The 17,722-nt window shown below is 37.1% G+C and carries 19 protein-coding genes, 1 tRNA gene and 1 pseudogene; 2 read left to right on the top strand and 19 right to left on the bottom strand.

Annotated features, from left to right (window positions below):
• Positions 1-9: 9 nt before the first annotated feature.
• Both AABS66_RS06290 and ampH read right to left on the bottom strand, forming a co-directional pair.
• Positions 10-513, bottom strand: a complete 504-nt coding sequence (locus tag AABS66_RS06290) for a hypothetical protein (protein ID WP_430224699.1) — start codon at positions 511-513, stop codon at positions 10-12.
• Positions 514-712: 199 nt separating this feature from the next.
• A complete protein-coding gene (gene ampH, locus AABS66_RS06295; RefSeq protein WP_206083283.1) occupies positions 713-1,936 on the bottom strand; it encodes a D-alanyl-D-alanine-carboxypeptidase/endopeptidase AmpH in 1,224 nt (407 codons plus the stop codon).
• Positions 1,937-2,353: 417 nt separating this feature from the next.
• Here ampH and AABS66_RS06300 point away from each other — a divergent pair.
• Both AABS66_RS06300 and AABS66_RS06305 read left to right on the top strand, forming a co-directional pair.
• Positions 2,354-2,438: transfer RNA gene (locus tag AABS66_RS06300), tRNA-Leu, on the top strand.
• A gap of 188 nt (positions 2,439-2,626) precedes the next feature.
• Positions 2,627-3,877, top strand: coding sequence for a tyrosine-type recombinase/integrase (locus tag AABS66_RS06305; protein WP_430224700.1), 1,251 nt, complete (start codon positions 2,627-2,629; stop codon positions 3,875-3,877).
• 160 nt (positions 3,878-4,037) lie between these two features.
• Here AABS66_RS06305 and AABS66_RS06310 read toward each other — a convergent pair.
• The 17 genes and pseudogenes from AABS66_RS06310 to AABS66_RS06390 form a co-directional block, all read right to left on the bottom strand.
• Positions 4,038-4,550: pseudogene (locus tag AABS66_RS06310) on the bottom strand (contractile injection system protein, VgrG/Pvc8 family); the annotation flags it as partial.
• Positions 4,551-5,063: 513 nt separating this feature from the next.
• Positions 5,064-6,092 (bottom strand): hypothetical protein, encoded by a 1,029-nt coding sequence (locus tag AABS66_RS06315; protein ID WP_349421936.1) that lies wholly within the window; start codon positions 6,090-6,092, stop codon positions 5,064-5,066.
• 15 nt (positions 6,093-6,107) lie between these two features.
• Positions 6,108-6,638: a fimbrial protein gene (locus tag AABS66_RS06320; protein ID WP_349421937.1), complete on the bottom strand. Its 531-nt coding sequence runs from the start codon at positions 6,636-6,638 to the stop codon at positions 6,108-6,110.
• Positions 6,639-6,655: 17 nt separating this feature from the next.
• A complete protein-coding gene (locus AABS66_RS06325; protein WP_349421938.1) occupies positions 6,656-7,156 on the bottom strand; it encodes a fimbrial protein in 501 nt (166 codons plus the stop codon).
• Positions 7,149-7,559 carry a hypothetical protein gene (locus AABS66_RS06330; RefSeq protein ID WP_349421939.1) on the bottom strand — a complete coding sequence of 137 codons (411 nt, stop codon included), beginning with the start codon at positions 7,557-7,559 and terminating at the stop codon, positions 7,149-7,151. Before AABS66_RS06330 ends, AABS66_RS06325 begins: the two co-directional genes overlap by 8 nt.
• 22 nt (positions 7,560-7,581) lie before the next feature.
• Positions 7,582-8,292: a fimbrial biogenesis chaperone gene (locus tag AABS66_RS06335; protein WP_349421940.1), complete on the bottom strand. Its 711-nt coding sequence runs from the start codon at positions 8,290-8,292 to the stop codon at positions 7,582-7,584.
• Between the two features lie 8 nt (positions 8,293-8,300).
• On the bottom strand, positions 8,301-10,772 hold the full coding sequence (locus tag AABS66_RS06340) for a fimbria/pilus outer membrane usher protein (RefSeq protein ID WP_349421941.1): 2,472 nt from the start codon (positions 10,770-10,772) through the stop codon (positions 8,301-8,303).
• A gap of 17 nt (positions 10,773-10,789) precedes the next feature.
• Positions 10,790-11,332: a fimbrial protein gene (locus tag AABS66_RS06345; RefSeq protein WP_349421942.1), complete on the bottom strand. Its 543-nt coding sequence runs from the start codon at positions 11,330-11,332 to the stop codon at positions 10,790-10,792.
• Between the two features lie 60 nt (positions 11,333-11,392).
• Positions 11,393-11,935: a fimbrial protein gene (locus AABS66_RS06350; RefSeq protein WP_349421944.1), complete on the bottom strand. Its 543-nt coding sequence runs from the start codon at positions 11,933-11,935 to the stop codon at positions 11,393-11,395.
• A gap of 204 nt (positions 11,936-12,139) precedes the next feature.
• A complete protein-coding gene (locus AABS66_RS06355) occupies positions 12,140-12,412 on the bottom strand; it encodes a helix-turn-helix domain-containing protein (protein WP_349421946.1) in 273 nt (90 codons plus the stop codon).
• Between the two features lie 845 nt (positions 12,413-13,257).
• Positions 13,258-14,124 carry a hypothetical protein gene (locus AABS66_RS06360; protein WP_430224701.1) on the bottom strand — a complete coding sequence of 289 codons (867 nt, stop codon included), beginning with the start codon at positions 14,122-14,124 and terminating at the stop codon, positions 13,258-13,260.
• A 6-nt stretch (positions 14,125-14,130) separates the two neighbouring features.
• Positions 14,131-14,661: a fimbrial protein gene (locus tag AABS66_RS06365; RefSeq protein ID WP_430224702.1), complete on the bottom strand. Its 531-nt coding sequence runs from the start codon at positions 14,659-14,661 to the stop codon at positions 14,131-14,133.
• 18 nt (positions 14,662-14,679) lie between these two features.
• Positions 14,680-15,192 carry a fimbrial protein gene (locus AABS66_RS06370; RefSeq protein ID WP_206083786.1) on the bottom strand — a complete coding sequence of 171 codons (513 nt, stop codon included), beginning with the start codon at positions 15,190-15,192 and terminating at the stop codon, positions 14,680-14,682.
• A gap of 2 nt (positions 15,193-15,194) precedes the next feature.
• The gene (locus AABS66_RS06375) at positions 15,195-15,692 is read right to left on the bottom strand and encodes a fimbrial protein (protein WP_241016803.1); all 498 of its coding nucleotides are present in this window, start codon (positions 15,690-15,692) and stop codon (positions 15,195-15,197) included.
• A 10-nt stretch (positions 15,693-15,702) separates the two neighbouring features.
• Positions 15,703-16,239, bottom strand: coding sequence for a fimbrial protein (locus AABS66_RS06380; RefSeq protein WP_241016804.1), 537 nt, complete (start codon positions 16,237-16,239; stop codon positions 15,703-15,705).
• Between the two features lie 10 nt (positions 16,240-16,249).
• Positions 16,250-16,858 (bottom strand): fimbrial protein, encoded by a 609-nt coding sequence (locus AABS66_RS06385; RefSeq protein WP_206083304.1) that lies wholly within the window; start codon positions 16,856-16,858, stop codon positions 16,250-16,252.
• 39 nt (positions 16,859-16,897) lie between these two features.
• Positions 16,898-17,686 (bottom strand): fimbria/pilus periplasmic chaperone, encoded by a 789-nt coding sequence (locus AABS66_RS06390; RefSeq protein WP_206083305.1) that lies wholly within the window; start codon positions 17,684-17,686, stop codon positions 16,898-16,900.
• Between the last annotated feature and the right edge of the window lie 36 nt (positions 17,687-17,722).

Here is a 17,722-nt window from a genome sequence, read left to right on the forward strand (position 1 = left end):
CTTTTTCTTTTATTGCCATTTACTCAGAAAATAATTACCCAAGTTGCTGATGAGTTCGAGTAATTTAGTTTGTGGCCGAAACAAGATGTATTGCTGCTTATTTCCTTCCGTTGCCCTGATATATTCCCCTTTAACGCCAATAACGTTCGAACCGCTTCTATTGGCTAATTGCTGCGCATAAGAGAAAATACCACCATTGGCTGTGTAGGATTGCTGTATACGATAGGCATTTTCCCACTCTTTTTTTGCAAATTCTTTCTGTACTTGTTGGCGTGTATCACTGACCAATTGCTTATATTCTTTAGTGTCTTCCAGCTTAATTTTATATGTTTTTAATTGATGACAATTTAATTGGTTAAGGTCTATTTCGATACTAGTGGGTTTCTTAGGGGCAGGAAAAGCCATTTGGTGATTGCAGATCTTTCTGAGCTGCTGCGCTAATTCAGAGACGTTTCCTTGCTTAGTGGCGCTGGGGCGGAGTACATGAGGTAATAAAAAAGATGCGATTTTCATCTTAAATCCTGTCTTTTGTGGCCGAAGAGGTTTTAAGAATATCGTTTAGATTGGACGAGGTATTATACAAAACGCTGAAAGGAAAAACAGCCTGAATGGCTCAGGCTGTTGTTGCAATTAACGTGAGAACTCGGGTAAACCCGCGTTTTAGGGTAGGGGTATAGCTCGCCATTGCCTGCAAAGCGTCGACGGTACCCTTTCAATGTTTTCCATACGCATGGTTAGATGAGAGGGATGCGACCAGGTCATTGACGCCAATAGTTAACTTACTAAATTTACTGCTATCCTTGCGCGTCATCACCACAAAGACCCCAATATTTTGTTGTGGAATCATCGCCATATAGGTATTAAACCCACCACCACCACCTGTTTTTTGGTAAATGCCAGGAATGCCATTTTTCGGTTTCATATACACCCAACCAAGGCCTAACCCATCAGCATGACCCGCAACATCCATTCCTTTAATTTCTAACAGCTTTTCACGAGGGAAATAAATACCCTGTTCTCGCGCAGCTGTAGCTTTACGCAGGTTAGTATCAGTGGATAAAAACTGTTGCATCCACTTTTGCATATCCGCAGGGGTTGAGTACACACCGCCACTGCCAGCCGCCGCAAGGGTGTTATGACAAGGACTTGGTTTAGTCCCTTCCATTAAACGGGCGCATTGCGCATTACTTGGGGTATAGGTGGTTTCTGTCATTTTTGCAGGTGAGGTGACATAGTGGCTAAATAATTGCGGGTATGGCTGTCCAGTGGCTTTTATCATCGCGTCAGCTAATAAGTCGTAAGCAAGGTTGGAATAGGAGGCTTCTGTTCCTGGTGTTGCATCTAACTTGCCTGTTTTTAGCCATGTCCAGCGGTTATCTTGTGTCGGCCAAATAAACACAGGGCGACCCCATTTCCCACCAGGTTGTTCACGCGGCAAACCACTGGTGTGGCTAGCAAGATGATATAAGCGAATTGGCTGCCCACTGGCGTTATCAGGCACGGTAACACCTTGATAAGCATACTGTTGTAGTGGGTCTGTAATTAGCAGTTTTTTGTCTTGTTCAAGCTTAATTAATATTTCGCTTGTCATTAATTTGGTAATTGATGCTATGCGAATTAATGAATTTGGGCCAGGTTTTTTTCCATTACCCGGTGCAGTTTCCCCATAATAACGAGATAACGTTTGGTTATTATCGATAACAATAATCGCCATACCTCGCGCATCACTTTCATTAAAAATACGATTAGCATATAAATCGACAATCTTAGCGACGCGCTCGTAAGTCCTTCTATCTCCCTCAAAAACCTGCCAATCTGAGGATTCAACATCATTACCTTGTAAAAACTTAGGTGTTTTCTCTGTCTTGGTTGAACATGCCATTAAAGCAAGGGACAACGCAGATACAGACAGAATTTTTAGAAATGATTTCTTCATGTTTGGAGCCAGCCGATATGATTGTTTGTAAGTGGCTTTTCAGCCAATCTTATTTTTTCTTAGCGAAAATCTTCATCACCACACCAATTAAGATGCCAATAAAGATACCTGTTGCTATCCACCCAACAAAACCCATGATAAAGCCTTTCAACATTGCACTAGATTGCGGTTAAACTAACAAAAATAATAGGCTATCGCTAGCCACCCAAGCATGGATACGATAAAAATAATTAGCAAAAAACTAACATACCCATAAATGAATATATAAACAAAAGAAGCTTTCCTACTCGCACACGATATTATTGTTCAATATGCTTTATTTTTAATCGAACAATCGCTCCTTGCACGAATAAGTGTTGCCAGTAGACACAAGGCAAGTATAATGGCAGCGTTTTCCAAGAAACACATCACTTCAGTGCCGGAGTGGCGGAATTGGTAGACGCAGTTGATTCAAAATCAACCGCCTTCGGGTGTGCCGGTTCGAGTCCGGCCTTCGGCACCATAAGAACATCAAGAGACGTCAACCGACGTCTTTTTTTGTATCTGAAATCTTAAGTTTACAAGGCTTTTCCCCGCTTTTCAGTCTTCCCAAGTATACTAAGGTCAACCCATATCAAGTACCTGCTGTTGGTATATGTGTTGGTATCTCTCGATTCGATAATAGTTTGTACCAACAGAAGGAGATAAATCATGGCTCTTACTGATGCTAAAGCCAGGGCTGCCAAGCCTTTGGATAAATCGTATAAATTGACCGATGGTGATGGTATGCACTTGATGGTACATACCAACGGCTCAAAATATTGGCGTTTGCAGTACCGCTTTGGCGGTAAGCAAAAAATGTTAGCTCTGGGTATCTATCCTGAAATCTCACTCGCAGAAGCCAGAGAGAAAAGAGATGCCGCCAGAAAGTTAATTGCTAATGGATTTGATCCAAGCGAGAAACGCAAAGAAGTAAAAGAAGAACAGCAAAAGGAATTCAATACCTTTGAGAAGGTTGCTCGCGATTGGCACGCAACGAATAAGAAATGGTCAGAAGGACATAGCCATCGAGTCCTCAAAAGCCTAGAAGACAATATTTTTGCTGCTATTGGTAAACGCAATATTGCCGAACTAAAAACTCGCGATCTCCTCGAACCGATTAAAGCCGTAGAGATGTCTGGACGTCTCGAGGTGGCAGCACGTTTACAACAACGTGTGACTGCTATTATGCGTTATGCAGTACAAAGCGGTTTAATCGACTATAACCCAGCGCAAGATATGGCTGGCGCAGTTGCCACGGGTAAACGAGTTCACAGAGCCGCATTAGAGCTTAAACGCCTCCCTGAGTTCTTACAACGCATCGATGATTATAAGGGAAGGCCTTTAACTAAACTTGCAGTCAAACTCACCTTATTAGTCTTTATTCGTTCCAGTGAATTACGTTTCGCTCGTTGGGATGAAATCGATTTTGATAATGCCATGTGGACGATCCCTGCTGAACGCGAAGCGATAGAAGGAGTTAAGCACTCTCATCGCGGATCAAAAATGCGTACTCCTCATTTAGTTCCTTTAAGCCGACAAGCTATTGAGATCTTAAAGCAGATCTATCAATTCAGCGGTAACCACGAGCTGATCTTTATCGGCGATCATAACCCGAGAAAACCCATGAGTGAAAACACAGTGAATAATGCATTACGTGTGATGGGCTATGACACTAAAACGGAAGTGTGTGGTCATGGTTTCAGAACGATGGCATGTAGTTCGTTGATTGAGTCAGGATTATGGTCGAAGGATGCAGTAGAAAGGCAGATGAGCCACCAAGAACGCAACTCAGTAAGAGCTGCTTATATTCATAAGGCTGAGCATATTGAGGAGCGGCGATTGATGGTGCAATGGTGGGCTGATTATTTGGATGCGAATAGGGTAGGGCATGTGGGGGCGTTTGGGTTTGGAAATTACTAAGTAAATTTTAGAATTTGAGTATAGGTTCAGTGATAGACAAATAATATATTATACTGCTCACTCTCCCTTGATATATTTCTATGAAATAGGGAGAGTTTTGTCTATGAAAAATGAATGGGTCTCATGAAAACTATGCCACTACAGTGTAGTTGATCATGAGATTAAGATGGTTGATTTGTTCCCGCTTGGGGTATTGACGCTGCAAGTTAAATTCAAATTCCCAGCCCTGCATCTGATGCTCACGCAAAATGAGGTCAATGACTTCCGGCACGGATTTATTGAGGAAAAAACGGTGAGAGCGCATTTGGTGGCGTAGCAGAGAGACAAACGGTTCTATGACAATTTGGTATTGGGCTTCATCGGCAGAACCGGAAAGCCGTTTAAAATGGGTGATCACCCCATGAACACGCTTTTGCGGCTCATTCAATGTATTTAAAGCGACCAATGGGATGGTAGGAGATGAAAAAGTAAAGTGGGCTGTGCGGCGAAGAAACTGTTGTGCTTGGAGATTTTGTGTGGGTGAAGTAAACGTAATTTGATAACGGTAGGTTTCACTAATCGCTTCTCGGCCGATAAAATGCTCAACATCCAGCGCAACTTGGCAATCTTGTATTTTTAAGTGATAACGATTATGGGAGTAAAACGTACGTTTAACCGAATCTATCAAGCTCATTGAATGTCCTTTTGCGGTTTTTCATGGCTACGCTGGATAACCAAACCTAAAGCTCCGCCAAATCAAATGTGATATATTTGAGTTAAGCTAACATTAAGGGTGGTGAAGGAGCAGGGAAAGCATGAAATAATTTGATGAATTCGACATAAAAAAGATTAATCTGAAATGATTGACACTTTTCATTAATAAATTTGTTATGAGCCACTTATTTTTCAAATGTGGCATTTGATAGGATCTTGCCACTAGTTTCACTCGCTGATGTGCGAAAAAACGGGATGAAGCCAAAAAGCTATTAGTGGATGGAATTGATAGTGGATGGAATTGACCCTGCTGAAACTAAAAAATGGCTCAGAAAATGTGAATGGCCTAGATGGTGATAGTAAATCTAATATGCTAAAAAGGTTTCAATCATAGACAGTTTAGACAAGTGGTTTGGTAGTGTGAATCTATAATTGTTTTTATATCCTAGTCAGTAAGGTATTTATAAAAAACTTACTGATTAGGATGTATTTATTAAATATATTCAAAAATTAGTACGCCACCACCACTGATATTACCAAAAGATGTATTAGCGCGACTTTTTCCTAAGGTTACCCCTATATCTAATGTTTTACTCGTAATACTTTGAAGCGTTGTGGTTAATTGTTTTTGGCCATCAACGGATAATTCACCGTACCAGCCAGATGCCACACTACCTAAATCTAAACTTGTACGAGTTGGATTTGCACTATCGATAGGTTTTGATGGCTGATAAGTTACTTTAATATTCCCAGGATAAACACAGCTAACAGTTATATTTTTAGTTTGATTTATTCCCTCGGCTACTGCTTGTGGTAAAGCGCCAAAATTAAAATCTAGTTGGGTCTTATCTACACGACATGTATTGACAACTTTTACATAAAAAGTAAGTTCAGCAGAGTTTTTAGGTTGAATAAGTGCAACAGAGCTTAGCCATTTAGATGGTACTTGTGCGTTTCTGACACCAAATAATGTCGTCTTTACTTTAATTTCATGTGGCGTATTTCTAATCGGTAGATTGGTATTACTCATTAACGTAATAGGTGTTTGCCCATTAAATGCTCGTGGGGTATACGGTACTCCCGAGCACGTCGCGCGGCCTACATTACCTGTACTTTGACCAATCTTTGCGTATTGTGTGTTTGGATATCCAGAAACTGTACCTAATGAATTGGGTAATACAATTCGAAAAGTAAATTTTTCATTGGTAATGGGGTCGATATACTCTGCTTCATTTGGTGCGATTACAAATTGCTCGTTAGTTGAACCAGGGGTATTACCATATGGAGGACATGCACGGGGCCCCCATGCATACTCAGTCATTTTACCACCTGAACTATTTAGCATCGCAATCAATGTTAAATTAACACCATTAAAGTTAGCGCCAGTCCAAGTCGTATTTGCTGTAAATTGAGTACCACTATACCCCATGACAGTCCAGTCATCTGGATCACCTGCTGCGAAGCTAAGACTTGAAATAGCTAGTAGCGAAACAGGTAATAAATAAAAAGCGGGTTTCATCATAAAATATAGTCCAAGTTATAAATAACTCATTAAGATAGCAACAGTACTATCGAAGCTACCTTCGGTTAATAGTGATTTATTAGGGGTAATCAACGAAGCTCGAAGGATAAATGAACCTTGTAGATCATTACGACCAAAAGGGATCCACTTATTTAAATCAAGATTAGTATTACTCTTGGTTAAAGAGATACCCAGTCCATTCATTGATGTTCGTAATACGTTATTACCTACTTGTGTATAGACACCATATCTGGTTGGATATAAATATAAGTTCATAACTTTATTAGCTGGAACTGAACTTCCTGTACAGTTATATTTTAACTGAATATCCTTATAGGCTGTTCCATTTTCAACTTCAGAGAAGTCAACATTATCAAAATTCACAAATAAAGGTGATTCATTATTTTCACCTAAAATAGTGCAAACCGGAGCAACTATAGTTGCTGTAATATTAATTAGGACATCAGCACGGCCATTATTAAAATCAGCAGCAGTTGCTACCCCAGAAAAGAGTAATAAGAATAATAACGCTTTTCTTATTTTCATTATATAAATTCCTATTATTAGTTATAATTTACCATAATGCTTGCAGTTCCATGTACGGTACCAGGTTTAGCAAAGTCACCTTTTTTTAGATATGTATTCAGTACTAACTCTGCTTTATTTTCTGAACTTACTCTAACTTCAAGAGGTTGATTGAACGAAATTAGTTCGCCACTAAGGCTCTCAAGACCAACGATTAGTCCTGTGCCTCCTTGTGTCGTTAAATAATCAATTCCATTTTGTGTATATATATTTGTAGAAGATAATGAAATTTTTATTATTTTATCCATCATGGTAGGCGTACAGTTTTCAAATTCAATTTTTAATGGTTTTTTATCTGAAATGTTACCGCTAACTTCAATATAACCTAGTGAATAAGGAATAAATTGAATGGTAATCTCTGATTGTTTAATTTCACATTTTTTATCAACTAGATTTCCATTGAAATTAATAAGCAAATCGCTCGAAAAAGCAATAGGAGCCATAATAATAATTAATATAGAAAATATGATTTTAATCATAATTTAACTCCATGATAGCTGAGCTACTTTTAGTATTTTTAGTTTGTATATAAAGTATATTTTTACCAGAATAAAGTGGATGATTAATATCATATGCTGTAGTTATTATGCTGTTTTTTTCGAGCAATCTAGCCTTAGCTTGTAAAGGAATTTTTATATTTTGATTGTTTACTAAACATTGTTCTAGTTCAATTAAAAAAATACCATTATGATATTCATCATCCAAAATAACGCACGGAGAGTACATTAATCCTACTTTAAAATGAAGTTCCCCACTTAAACCATCCATATTGTTAGCTGATGTTGCATCATGTGATGGAAAATAACGATTTTCATCATATTGGTTAGCTACACTGCTTAATGAAATAAAAAGTGAGAAAAATACTACAGGAAAATATTTCATTGTACCCTCATTTTATAACTGGCTATTGTTGGCTATCAGCTTTGCATACTGATGATTTGCAGTTAAAGGAAACTGTTGGCCTACCACCGTAATCATTTATATAGGTTAAGTATGGTTTCTGGAAGTGTGTAGTTTTAACTTGATGACTTCCAAAAGGGTCAATCATAAATGAGTCAAATGCACCGTTTTCAGATTTATTTTTATCACCAGCTAATCCAATGACTGTTAAATAAAATGGAGAGGTATTTTTAATAATATACCCATCATTTACTGTATTCAGTTCTAGATCTAAGGCCCAATCAGTTTTTGCTTTATCTAAAATAGATGTTGGGCGATAAAATAATTTAATTCTTGATTGTAATGCAACTTGCATTACGTTTGGCTTATCACTTTTCGGTGGTATCTCTCTTAAATTAAAATAATAAATAGACTCTCTATCTTTAGGTAATTTAGATACATCCGTAGTTGAAATTCTAATCATACTTTTTATATTCGGCTCTAAGCGCTGAACTAACGGTGTTGCAATTAATGGTCCTGTTGTAATTTTATTTCCATCTTTATCGTCAATCCAAGCTTGAGCTAAATACGGTAAAGTATCACTCTGGTTTTCGATATTAATAATTACAGGAGTAGAATCACCCTCAACTATTGCTCTTGTTCTATCAAGAGATACTGCCGCTATGCTGTTTTGTGCTATCAATAATAGCGGAATTAATAAAAATTTGTTTTTCATAAAATTCTCTACTTTTTACAAATTAAAATAATTTGGTTTGCATTATCTAGATTGGGTAATGTTGTATTGCACTGATTTTTATTAGACCAATTAATATTTAAATTTTCTTCAGATTGAACAGCTGTTAACCATACTAATCCATTATCGCTAATTATCCCTACTTCTCTACCTTTTTCATTCAGTACTTGAGCACCAAATGGAGGAGAACCAGAATTATCTGCCATTTTAATAGTTGCAAATAATTTGAATCCCTTATCGGTACTTATTTTTCTGTATCCAATTGCACCTTCTGTTAATGCGATGTCATATATCGTATTTGATGACTCAATATTATCTGGTAGTTTACTCATATCAACATTATAGCTATTTTTGTAATAGCTAGTCATATTTGGAATAACGCCTATGCCTATTCCATTTGTTACTGTTGTACCATTATTTAAAGGAACATCAGCGATATTATTTGTATCTATCATTAACCTAGCCGCAGATGAATATGATGAGCTATGTAAAGCAACACCATGCTGTGTTAATGTTACGCCACCATTTAACCCCATACCTAAGCTAGAATCGCCTTTATCTGAGATTGAAATATTACTATTTAAAGACGCGTAACGAGTTGATAAATCATACATACCTGCTAACGTACTTTGCTTTTTAGCATCCTTACCATAGCTCGTTGATGCACTTAAGTTATAGTAATCATTATCCTCAGTTAAGGTAGACACAGAAACCCGCGAATTATAGGTATCATTATATTTCATTGTATCAAAAGTGTAGAACTGCTTACCAAATGGAACTGAAAGCATCAAGCTAATTTGGTCATCATATTTATTTTGATAGTAACTTCTATTTGCTGATAGCGTTATACTTCCTCCTTGTAAATTTAAATAAGGAATATTAACGCTCTTACCTATATTTAGACCATATTGGTGTGTTTGTCCTCGATCCCAATATTGTTGTAATTGATAATTTAAATTTATATTAAACTCACCTAGACGCTTTGAAAGACTTATTTGATAGCGTTCTTTTTCATTATCAATAAATTTATCATTTCTTAAATCTAAATATTGAGACATGGTATAAAATTTTCTATCAGTAAAGCGATACCCTGCAAAAGTTAGATCCATATCGTAAGCATCAAAAGTTTTAGAGTAATTAATACTATATGAGTTACCTGATGGGCTATCGTGATCTAACTGAGCAAAAGAGCGAGCTACATTTAAAGATAACGCACCAAATTGATTCATAAATCGCCCAAAGCCTACTGAAACTTGTTGATAACCTTGGCTTATATCTGAAGCAGCGTTTAATGACCAATTATTATTTAAGCCATGTGAAGCTTCTCCCCTGAAGAAAAATACACCTCGGTATACTGAATGGTCTCGTTTAACAGGTTGCCCTACAGTTACATTATATCGAGTAGTCCCAGGGCGGGTTAAATAAGGCACATTAGAACTATTAACAATAAATTGTTGTTCAGATCCGTCTTGCTCAATAACTTTTACGAGTAATTCACCACGAGTACCACTATTCAATGATTGAATTTTAAATGGACCAGCAGGTACATTGCCATCATATATTACCCTTCCTAATTGAGTAATAACCACACGAGAATTGGTTTTAGCTATTCCTGTAATTTCAGGTGCATATCCTCTTAGTCTAGGAGGTAACATTGAGTCGTTTGTAAATAAAGATAACCCTGTAAATCTAAAAGGTTCTAGTATTTGTGATGGTGTTGTGCTTTCACCGATAACTAATTTAGCATCTAATGCTTTAATATTTCGATATAAATAAATAGTATTAAATAAGAAGTTGCGAATTGTCGATGTTTGGCTATTAGACTCTTGTTTTTGATAGTTACCATAATATTCGCTACGTAGGCGCCAAGCTCCCATATTAGCACCAATATATCCACTGATCGATGCAATTTGGTTTTTTAAGCTGTCATTATCGCTATATTGATAGTTGGCATTATAATCTAATAATAACCCGCTAATACCCTCATCCCAAAGGGTTTTAGGTAGCCAGTTCACGTCCATATACTCTAAATATAATTGAGGTATATTTAGAGTTACGGTTCCCTCAGGTAAATTTGGAGTAACACTAACACCTTTCAAAGGCAAGAAATCAATACATTCTCCATTATTCCAATAGGTCAGCTCTTTTATATATTTTTCTTTAAGACCTAAACTATTAATATAGTTTTTATCAATACAGATATCACTCACAGAATCATCGTTATCATTGCCTATAATTTTAATAGGGGCAGCGGATTGAGTTAATTGAGTACTATTAATAATTATATTGAAAAAGTAAGTCCCAGGAAGAATAAAATTTGGGTTTTTAAACCTTGATACGTCAATATTAGCTTTATCTGTGCTATCAAGTATATCTGTATTGAACTCTACAGAATAGGATACTTTGGTAAAGCAAAGCATCGACACCATTAAAATGGTCATTTTTTCTTTTATTGATAACATCGTAAATACTCATTAAATTAATAGTAATCAATATCAAATGTAATGATACTCGAAAATTCTCCTACTTGTGGCTTAAGCCCATCATCAAAAACAATTTCAGATAAAAAATCTAATTGTTGTTCATTGACTGATTTCGTTTTGCCCGCGGTTCTTTTTAAATCATAAATGGGATAATATTCATTAGGTTTGACAATGTTATTTCCGTTTAATATGTAAATAGCCAAACCATCGGCATCATTAAATTTAAATCCATTAAAGTTGTTTGTTACTGAACCTGAAAATTTGATTCTTATAGGTGACTTCTCATCCTCAAAATAAGAATTTGATAGCTGACAGTTTTTTAATATTATTTTAAACGGTTTTATTATCTTTTCTTCTTCAACTCTACTTAAAGGGTAATCACCAAATTCAATAATTTGGTTTTTACTTGTTAGTTGCATAGAACAACCTGACGCTAATATTTCACCTTTAACCGTCGCCTGTCCCCAATTCATTGCTGCAAATGCTGGAATGCTAAAAAAATGAGCAAAAAAAATGGCAATAATTAACAAGTTTTTCATAATAATATTCTTTTTCAGGTAATATGCTCCTCCACATAACAGTGGAGGAGCGTATATAACTTACTGGTATGCGATTTCAAAAGTAGAAATAGTTGTGAAATCACCTGCTGTTACAGCAGCAGTACCTGCTTTTTTAACAAAAGCAGCGTAAGTTAAAGTGTTGTCGCCATCACGCAGATTTAAACTAGCTGGGGTACCAAAGGTAATATCTTTAATACCTACTGCAACGTTTGCAGCGCTGCCTGTAGTTGCTAAAAGGTTTTGACCTGCGATTTTACTTACACCATCAAAAGTAATCGTTGCTGTTTTAGTTACTGTAGTTGGGTTTTGTGGATCACTATTATCAATAGACGTTAATTTGCAGCCTTTCAGATTTAAATCGAAGTTTTTATACTTAGAATCACCATCATTTAATTGGCTTAATGACAGTTGGCCAAAATCAACTATTGTAGCAGTACCACCTTGCCCTGCATCTAAGTTACAAGGTGTATCACGAACTTCACCTTTGAAAGTAACAGTACCAGTATTAGTATCTGCAAGTGAAGCAAATGAAGCAGTTAACATTGCAGCCGCTAGTACAGACATATATTTATTTGATTTCATACTATATTCCTAATATCTTTAATATTTTAATATTTATGTGGATTAAATTAATGTAATTTCATTACCTAACACAGATAGCTATACCTGTATAAGAAAGAATTTTAATTTTTTAAATATCTTTCTTATACAGGAATGTGAGACAGGTATAAAAACTTATACGCTCTCTACATATACGATTATTACGCAGTAAGGTACTATTCGTACTTATACATTAAAAGATTTTGTATCATTTAAATATGATGAGTATGAAATGAAGTCTGAAAATGATACATTCATAATTGATAAAATGAATACTAAATCTGGTAATGACAGGCCATTTGAGCCTCGTTCATAACGTGATATTTGTTGTTGACTCACACCAACTAATTTACCTAGTTGTGCGCCAGTTAACCCATTTTCAATTCGTATTTTTCTTATAAAATTACCAATTTCTAAATTCACATCTTTAACAAAAAATTCTTTTTCTGAACTAACCATAATAAATGCCTCAATAATTTATTATAATTAAACTAGCTGAAATATATTTCATTACTCATTTAATGTTCATTCAATCTAGCTTTTATTTTTCATTATTTAAAGATGTTTATATCGATCGATTAGTTATTTTTGATAGCTTATGCCTATCAAATGGCAGTTATTGATCGCTAAAACGGATCAATATGTGGTTATAACTACTATTTTAAGAAGATAACAATATGATTTTATAGCTATTTTTTTAATGAATATTAAATTGTTAATTTCGAGTGTGGCTATTATTGATTTATTTATTATTACAATTTCCGTATTAGATATAAACATTTTGTTACATGTATAGTGTATTTTGTTTCATAATTATATTGTTGCATTTTAAATTAATTACAGTGGAAACTATAACGTTAAGTTTATTTTACTTGTACATTAGAGTGAGATTGTTCTTAGTGTCGTCTGTCTTTTGAGTAAGATAATAGTATATGTATTGTAGGGTTTAGAGTATAAAATAGTATGAAGAAACTATAGGTGTTTTTAGAATTGCTATGATCTTCTATAATATAAATCTTAGACTATATATGGATTTTGTTCGGGTCTAGAATTGCTTTATTTAAATTCTATTATTTCTATTTCCCGTGGGGCGAATAGCCATCAATTCAGTAAACACTAACTAACCTCAAGCTTTCTACGAATTTAGAGTTATATCTGAAATTTTAATGTCTAAATGAATAAAAATTTTGCTGAGCTGAAAATGACTACAACTTATTAATATACATAAAAGCAGCGTATTTTAAGTAAAATACGCTGCTCAAATATCAAGTTGGTGAATGGTTGGGTTTTAAGTTTCTTATTAACTAATTAAATGCAATGATGACTACGGCATTGCCAGTGTAATATCCAGGAGTTACCGTTCCTGATGCATGTAATTCAGACGTGAATGTAAATGAATTCGCCGCATTATTTCCAGAAATATTCATGTTTGCCCCATTCCAGCCACTTTGATTGTTAATTAATGGGTCTGAATAAAAGTTAGGAGTCGAATTTAAATATACATAACGCTCACCCGTCGTTGAACGAGCAAATAAGTTGATATTTGTAGCCTGTGTACAGGCGATATTGCCAGAAACTGAGTTTCTCTTACCATTTAAGCTTGTGTTACTGAGTGCCCCGTGACTAACAAAAGAAGGTAAAGAAATACTACATGTTTGATTTGTCGGTGGAATTTTACCACAGACACTACCAGGCCATTGGATTGCATTCCTAACACCCGCAGTTGGTCTATGGTTAACATAGAATAATCCTATACAAGTTGCATTTGGGCTATCAATAACAAATGATGCACGATAAGGGATCCCTTTTGCAGATCGAAAAGCCTCAGCGACTTCTTGCGCTGTTCGATATTGGTTAATTCGAATGCAGTTACCATAATCTAAGCAAGAACCACTCAACGATGGTGCGCCAGATGCATACAGAACATCTGGGCCTATCCAGCATTCTGTTGACCCATAGCAAGGGTTAGTTACACCACTTGCTTCAGACCAAGAAAGAATATCCATCTCAACACGAGGCCAAGCTCCAGAGGTCATACTTACAGGCATTACATACGCGATCGCATTGGCTGGGCGAGATGGGAATAGAGATGCTAACGCGATGATTAATAATAAAATACTCAAACGGCTTGTATTTAACATTCCGTATATTTTTGTTTTTTTCGCATACATAATGATTTACTCATAATCTAATTTGAATGTGGCACTCGCAGCCCATGAACCGAGCACAATTGATTTATTTTGCAATGCAACTGGCTCAGCCCTTACATACGCTTGAAATCTAAGGTCATTATTATTTCCAGCATACAGCCCTTGGGTATAACTACCACTGTTAATTTTGATAGCTGCGCCAGAAATACTTTCAATACCAACTGCCACTCCGGATGCTTGACTTCCTGCATCTAGCGCTAGTAAACCAGGCAAAGCCGAACTTTCTGCGCCAATAAATGTGACTTTTACTTCATGGCCTAATGCTAAATCACAATTAATTAATCGAATGGTAAAAGGTTGGCTATTTGTTTGAGTATTCAGATACAGGTATTTATCCACTATCGTACCGAAATCTAATTCAATCGATTCGTCGCCTGGATAAACGTCACAAGCATCTTCAATCAACGTACCATCAAATTCCACATTTGCAGAAAATGCGGTGGTGGCACCCAAAAACCATAAGCCAAAGGCAAAGCTCATATTACGTTTAATATTCATAGTGATGACAGCTGCCTCCTATTCAAAAATAATGGTTAATGTGCCTGATGCAGTAAAATTATCCCCAACGAGTTCGCTTCCCGAACGCATAACAGGAACCGCTGAAAGGGATGGCAGAGAAGCTGCATTAATCAAAAAAGCTTCATTCAATGGCTGAGGTTGGCCATTTTTCTGAATTTGAATTCCTAATTTGCCATTATTCAACGGTGTCACCGTTCTTAATGTCGCATTATCAAATCCACTTCCCGCCGGTGTTCCTCCGAATATCAAGCTGATATCCCACGGTTGTGTCATATCGCCAACACAATTTAATTGAAAAGGAATAGGTTGCTTGAAGGCGGTACCATTGATTTTTCGTACGCCCACTTTACCGAATGAAACTTTTATCGGGTCGTCATGGCTTAATTGGCAAACAGGAGGAATAATTAACGTGCCATCAAATGCCCAATTTGCTTGCGCTGAAGATATGGACATCACCATTATAAACCCTGCCATCCAATGCTTAATTTGCTTGTTATTCCACATAATCATTCTCACTGATACTCTATTTTCAGTGTTGCCAGCGCGGTAAAAAATCCGCCATCGGTATTCGTAAAATCGGCGTTACTGTTTTTTACCGGCGCAACCTCCAAGGTTGGCAGCGCTGTATATAACACATTGAAAGGCTGGTTAATAACTTGCTTAGCATTGTTCACATAAAAGGAAAGCCCTAGTTTTGGGTTACTCGTTTTCAATGCGCCATTGCTATTAAATGATGTATCATCACCGATAAGCGTGAGCTTTATAGCGTTTTTCGCTAGGTTTGTGCAGCTGAGTCTCATCGGTACAATACGCTTGTATTGGATTCCATCGATACGTGGGAGCAATATATCGCCAAAATGTATAGCTTCTTGTTGGTTGTTATTCAAAATGCACTCGGGCGGTGTCACCAATAATCGACCTTTTAGCTGGATACTAAGTGTTGATGCTTGGCTTTGGCCAAACAGGCTAAGCATCATGCAGACCGAGAGAAGATAACGGAATAATTTCATTGATATCATCCTATTGGTAATCCAATACCATCGTAAGATTGCCCGTAAAATCACCACCCGATGTTAAGTTTACCCCTGTAGGTTTAACGGGGACGGCATATAAAGAAGGTGAACTCCCATAATTAAAATTGAGTGTCGCGCCATTACTGAGTCGGGTTCCATCACGGTAAATGGCAATACCTAAATCTGGGAGATTGGTGGTCACCGATGAGGCACCATTAATTTGCCTATCAGTCCATTTCAGCGTCATCTTTAATGTATTTTTATATAAGCCATTACATACCAAATTGTAATTAATAGGTGAGCGCCCATAAGTGCCGTCAATCTTTGCCTGATGTATATCGCCAAAATCTACAGAAGTCGTTGTTGCACCGCCAAGGGTGCATTCTGGCTCACCGTATACTGTCACACGAATTTGAATATTAGTGCTTAAGTTTGCAGCGATAACTTTGTAAGAAAAGCTGAGTGAAATCAGAGCACCAAAGAGTATTACCCCTGAGAGGGCAAGCGCTTTAAAGCATATCGTAAGAAAATAAGCTTCTCTCATCTTCATGCCCCTATTCATAACTTACCTGGAATCTAATTAACGCCTGATAAGCCCCTGCATTTAGTTGGGCGGAGGTACGCACTGGCGTCACATAGTAAGTTAATTGGTTTTGCCCAGGTGAAATCAACTGTGGTGTACTGTACTCACCTAAGTTAATTGGTGAACGCGAGGCATCACTTAATTGCAGGCCAATTCCTTGAACACCAATAACCTCTGCCAAGCGCGGGTCTTGAATATCGATAGGCGCTAAAAAGCGAATTTTCATCGCTGGCATCTGCTGGCTCCACAACAAATTCCCCTGTGCAGTGCGGCTGCGGCTTTCGCCACTTAGACAATCTTCTAAACGCAGTTCAATCGCAACAGGGTTACCTGTTTGCCCGACATGTTGAAGCTGTCCTGTTCCCACAGTACCTAAATTAATAGTTTGATACGCTGATGACATTGCTAAACGACATGCACTTTCCGTCAGGGCTCCATGGACATATAGCGTGCCATGTGAACCATCGACATCCCAGTTATCAACTTTATTTAGGGCGGTTCCCATCGCCATACTACTGAATAAATTCAGCGCTAAACTTCCTAAGCCCACATAACGGAGCATCCTGCTTGTGTTTGCCATGATATTCTCCTGCTATCTCATCGCGCATTTCAAATCAGTCTATTTTTTTTCAGGTACCACATGGCAGCTATTTCCCTGACATGTAAACGACAACGTTGGACGACCACCATAATCATTGATATAGGTCAGCACAGGTTTATTACCTAATGCATCTGCACTGACGTTCAGTGCTTTGCTACTTTTGGGAGCAACCATCACTGGCTCAAATCCTGCGACCGTTTGTCCATTTTTGTTGGGGACAGCATCGACAAAAGAAACGTAATACGCAGTTGGATTATTAATCGTATATTGGTTACCTTGGCGCGTAAGAGTCACTTTTTCCTGCCATGGGTTATCCATTTGTTCACGTGTTGGAATAATTGATTTTGGTCGATAAAACAATTTGATACGTGTCTGTAATGCCAATTGCAGCGTATTCGGCTTATCACTTTTTGGTGGAATCTCACGCAAATTAAAGTAATACACAGATTCTCTGTCTTGCGGCAGTGAAGCAGCACTTGGCAGTGCTTGGATTTTGATTTGGCTTTTTGCGCCAGGTTCAACACGCTGCACTGGTGGTAATACCGTAAATGGGTCGCTTATTTTTTCACCTTTCTCGTTTTCCACCCAACCTTGAGCGAGATAAGGTAATTGTTTGTTTTCATTGCTGATATTTAAACTGATCGATTTCTCATCTCCCGTGATAATCGCTCGAGTTCTGTCTAATGCAACCGCCGCTTGAGCAGAAGATAGCGTTGCTGAAGTTAATACAACGCCAACCAACGCTAATGCTGTTCTATGGGCATTTTTTTTATTCATCATTTTATTTTTCATCATGTTATTCATCATATTGTTATCTTCTATGGTTAAGGAGCATTCATCTCT

The organism is Providencia sp. SP181 (assembly GCF_050446505.1).
Classification (GTDB): domain Bacteria; phylum Pseudomonadota; class Gammaproteobacteria; order Enterobacterales; family Enterobacteriaceae; genus Providencia; species Providencia vermicola.

Coding starts and splice junctions, on each gene's coding strand:
- AABS66_RS06290 (WP_430224699.1), bottom strand. CDS start 513: ATGAAAATCGCATCTTTTTTATTACCTCATGTACTCCGCCCCAGCGCC.
- ampH (WP_206083283.1), bottom strand. CDS start 1,936: ATGAAGAAATCATTTCTAAAAATTCTGTCTGTATCTGCGTTGTCCCTT.
- AABS66_RS06305 (WP_430224700.1), top strand. CDS start 2,627: ATGGCTCTTACTGATGCTAAAGCCAGGGCTGCCAAGCCTTTGGATAAA.
- AABS66_RS06315 (WP_349421936.1), bottom strand. CDS start 6,092: ATGATGAAACCCGCTTTTTATTTATTACCTGTTTCGCTACTAGCTATT.
- AABS66_RS06320 (WP_349421937.1), bottom strand. CDS start 6,638: ATGAAAATAAGAAAAGCGTTATTATTCTTATTACTCTTTTCTGGGGTA.
- AABS66_RS06325 (WP_349421938.1), bottom strand. CDS start 7,156: ATGATTAAAATCATATTTTCTATATTAATTATTATTATGGCTCCTATT.
- AABS66_RS06330 (WP_349421939.1), bottom strand. CDS start 7,559: ATGAAATATTTTCCTGTAGTATTTTTCTCACTTTTTATTTCATTAAGC.
- AABS66_RS06335 (WP_349421940.1), bottom strand. CDS start 8,292: ATGAAAAACAAATTTTTATTAATTCCGCTATTATTGATAGCACAAAAC.
- AABS66_RS06340 (WP_349421941.1), bottom strand. CDS start 10,772: ATGTTATCAATAAAAGAAAAAATGACCATTTTAATGGTGTCGATGCTT.
- AABS66_RS06345 (WP_349421942.1), bottom strand. CDS start 11,332: ATGAAAAACTTGTTAATTATTGCCATTTTTTTTGCTCATTTTTTTAGC.
- AABS66_RS06350 (WP_349421944.1), bottom strand. CDS start 11,935: ATGAAATCAAATAAATATATGTCTGTACTAGCGGCTGCAATGTTAACT.
- AABS66_RS06355 (WP_349421946.1), bottom strand. CDS start 12,412: ATGGTTAGTTCAGAAAAAGAATTTTTTGTTAAAGATGTGAATTTAGAA.
- AABS66_RS06360 (WP_430224701.1), bottom strand. CDS start 14,124: ATGTATGCGAAAAAAACAAAAATATACGGAATGTTAAATACAAGCCGT.
- AABS66_RS06365 (WP_430224702.1), bottom strand. CDS start 14,661: ATGAATATTAAACGTAATATGAGCTTTGCCTTTGGCTTATGGTTTTTG.
- AABS66_RS06370 (WP_206083786.1), bottom strand. CDS start 15,192: ATGATTATGTGGAATAACAAGCAAATTAAGCATTGGATGGCAGGGTTT.
- AABS66_RS06375 (WP_241016803.1), bottom strand. CDS start 15,692: ATGAAATTATTCCGTTATCTTCTCTCGGTCTGCATGATGCTTAGCCTG.
- AABS66_RS06380 (WP_241016804.1), bottom strand. CDS start 16,239: ATGAGAGAAGCTTATTTTCTTACGATATGCTTTAAAGCGCTTGCCCTC.
- AABS66_RS06385 (WP_206083304.1), bottom strand. CDS start 16,858: ATGGCAAACACAAGCAGGATGCTCCGTTATGTGGGCTTAGGAAGTTTA.
- AABS66_RS06390 (WP_206083305.1), bottom strand. CDS start 17,686: ATGATGAATAACATGATGAAAAATAAAATGATGAATAAAAAAAATGCC.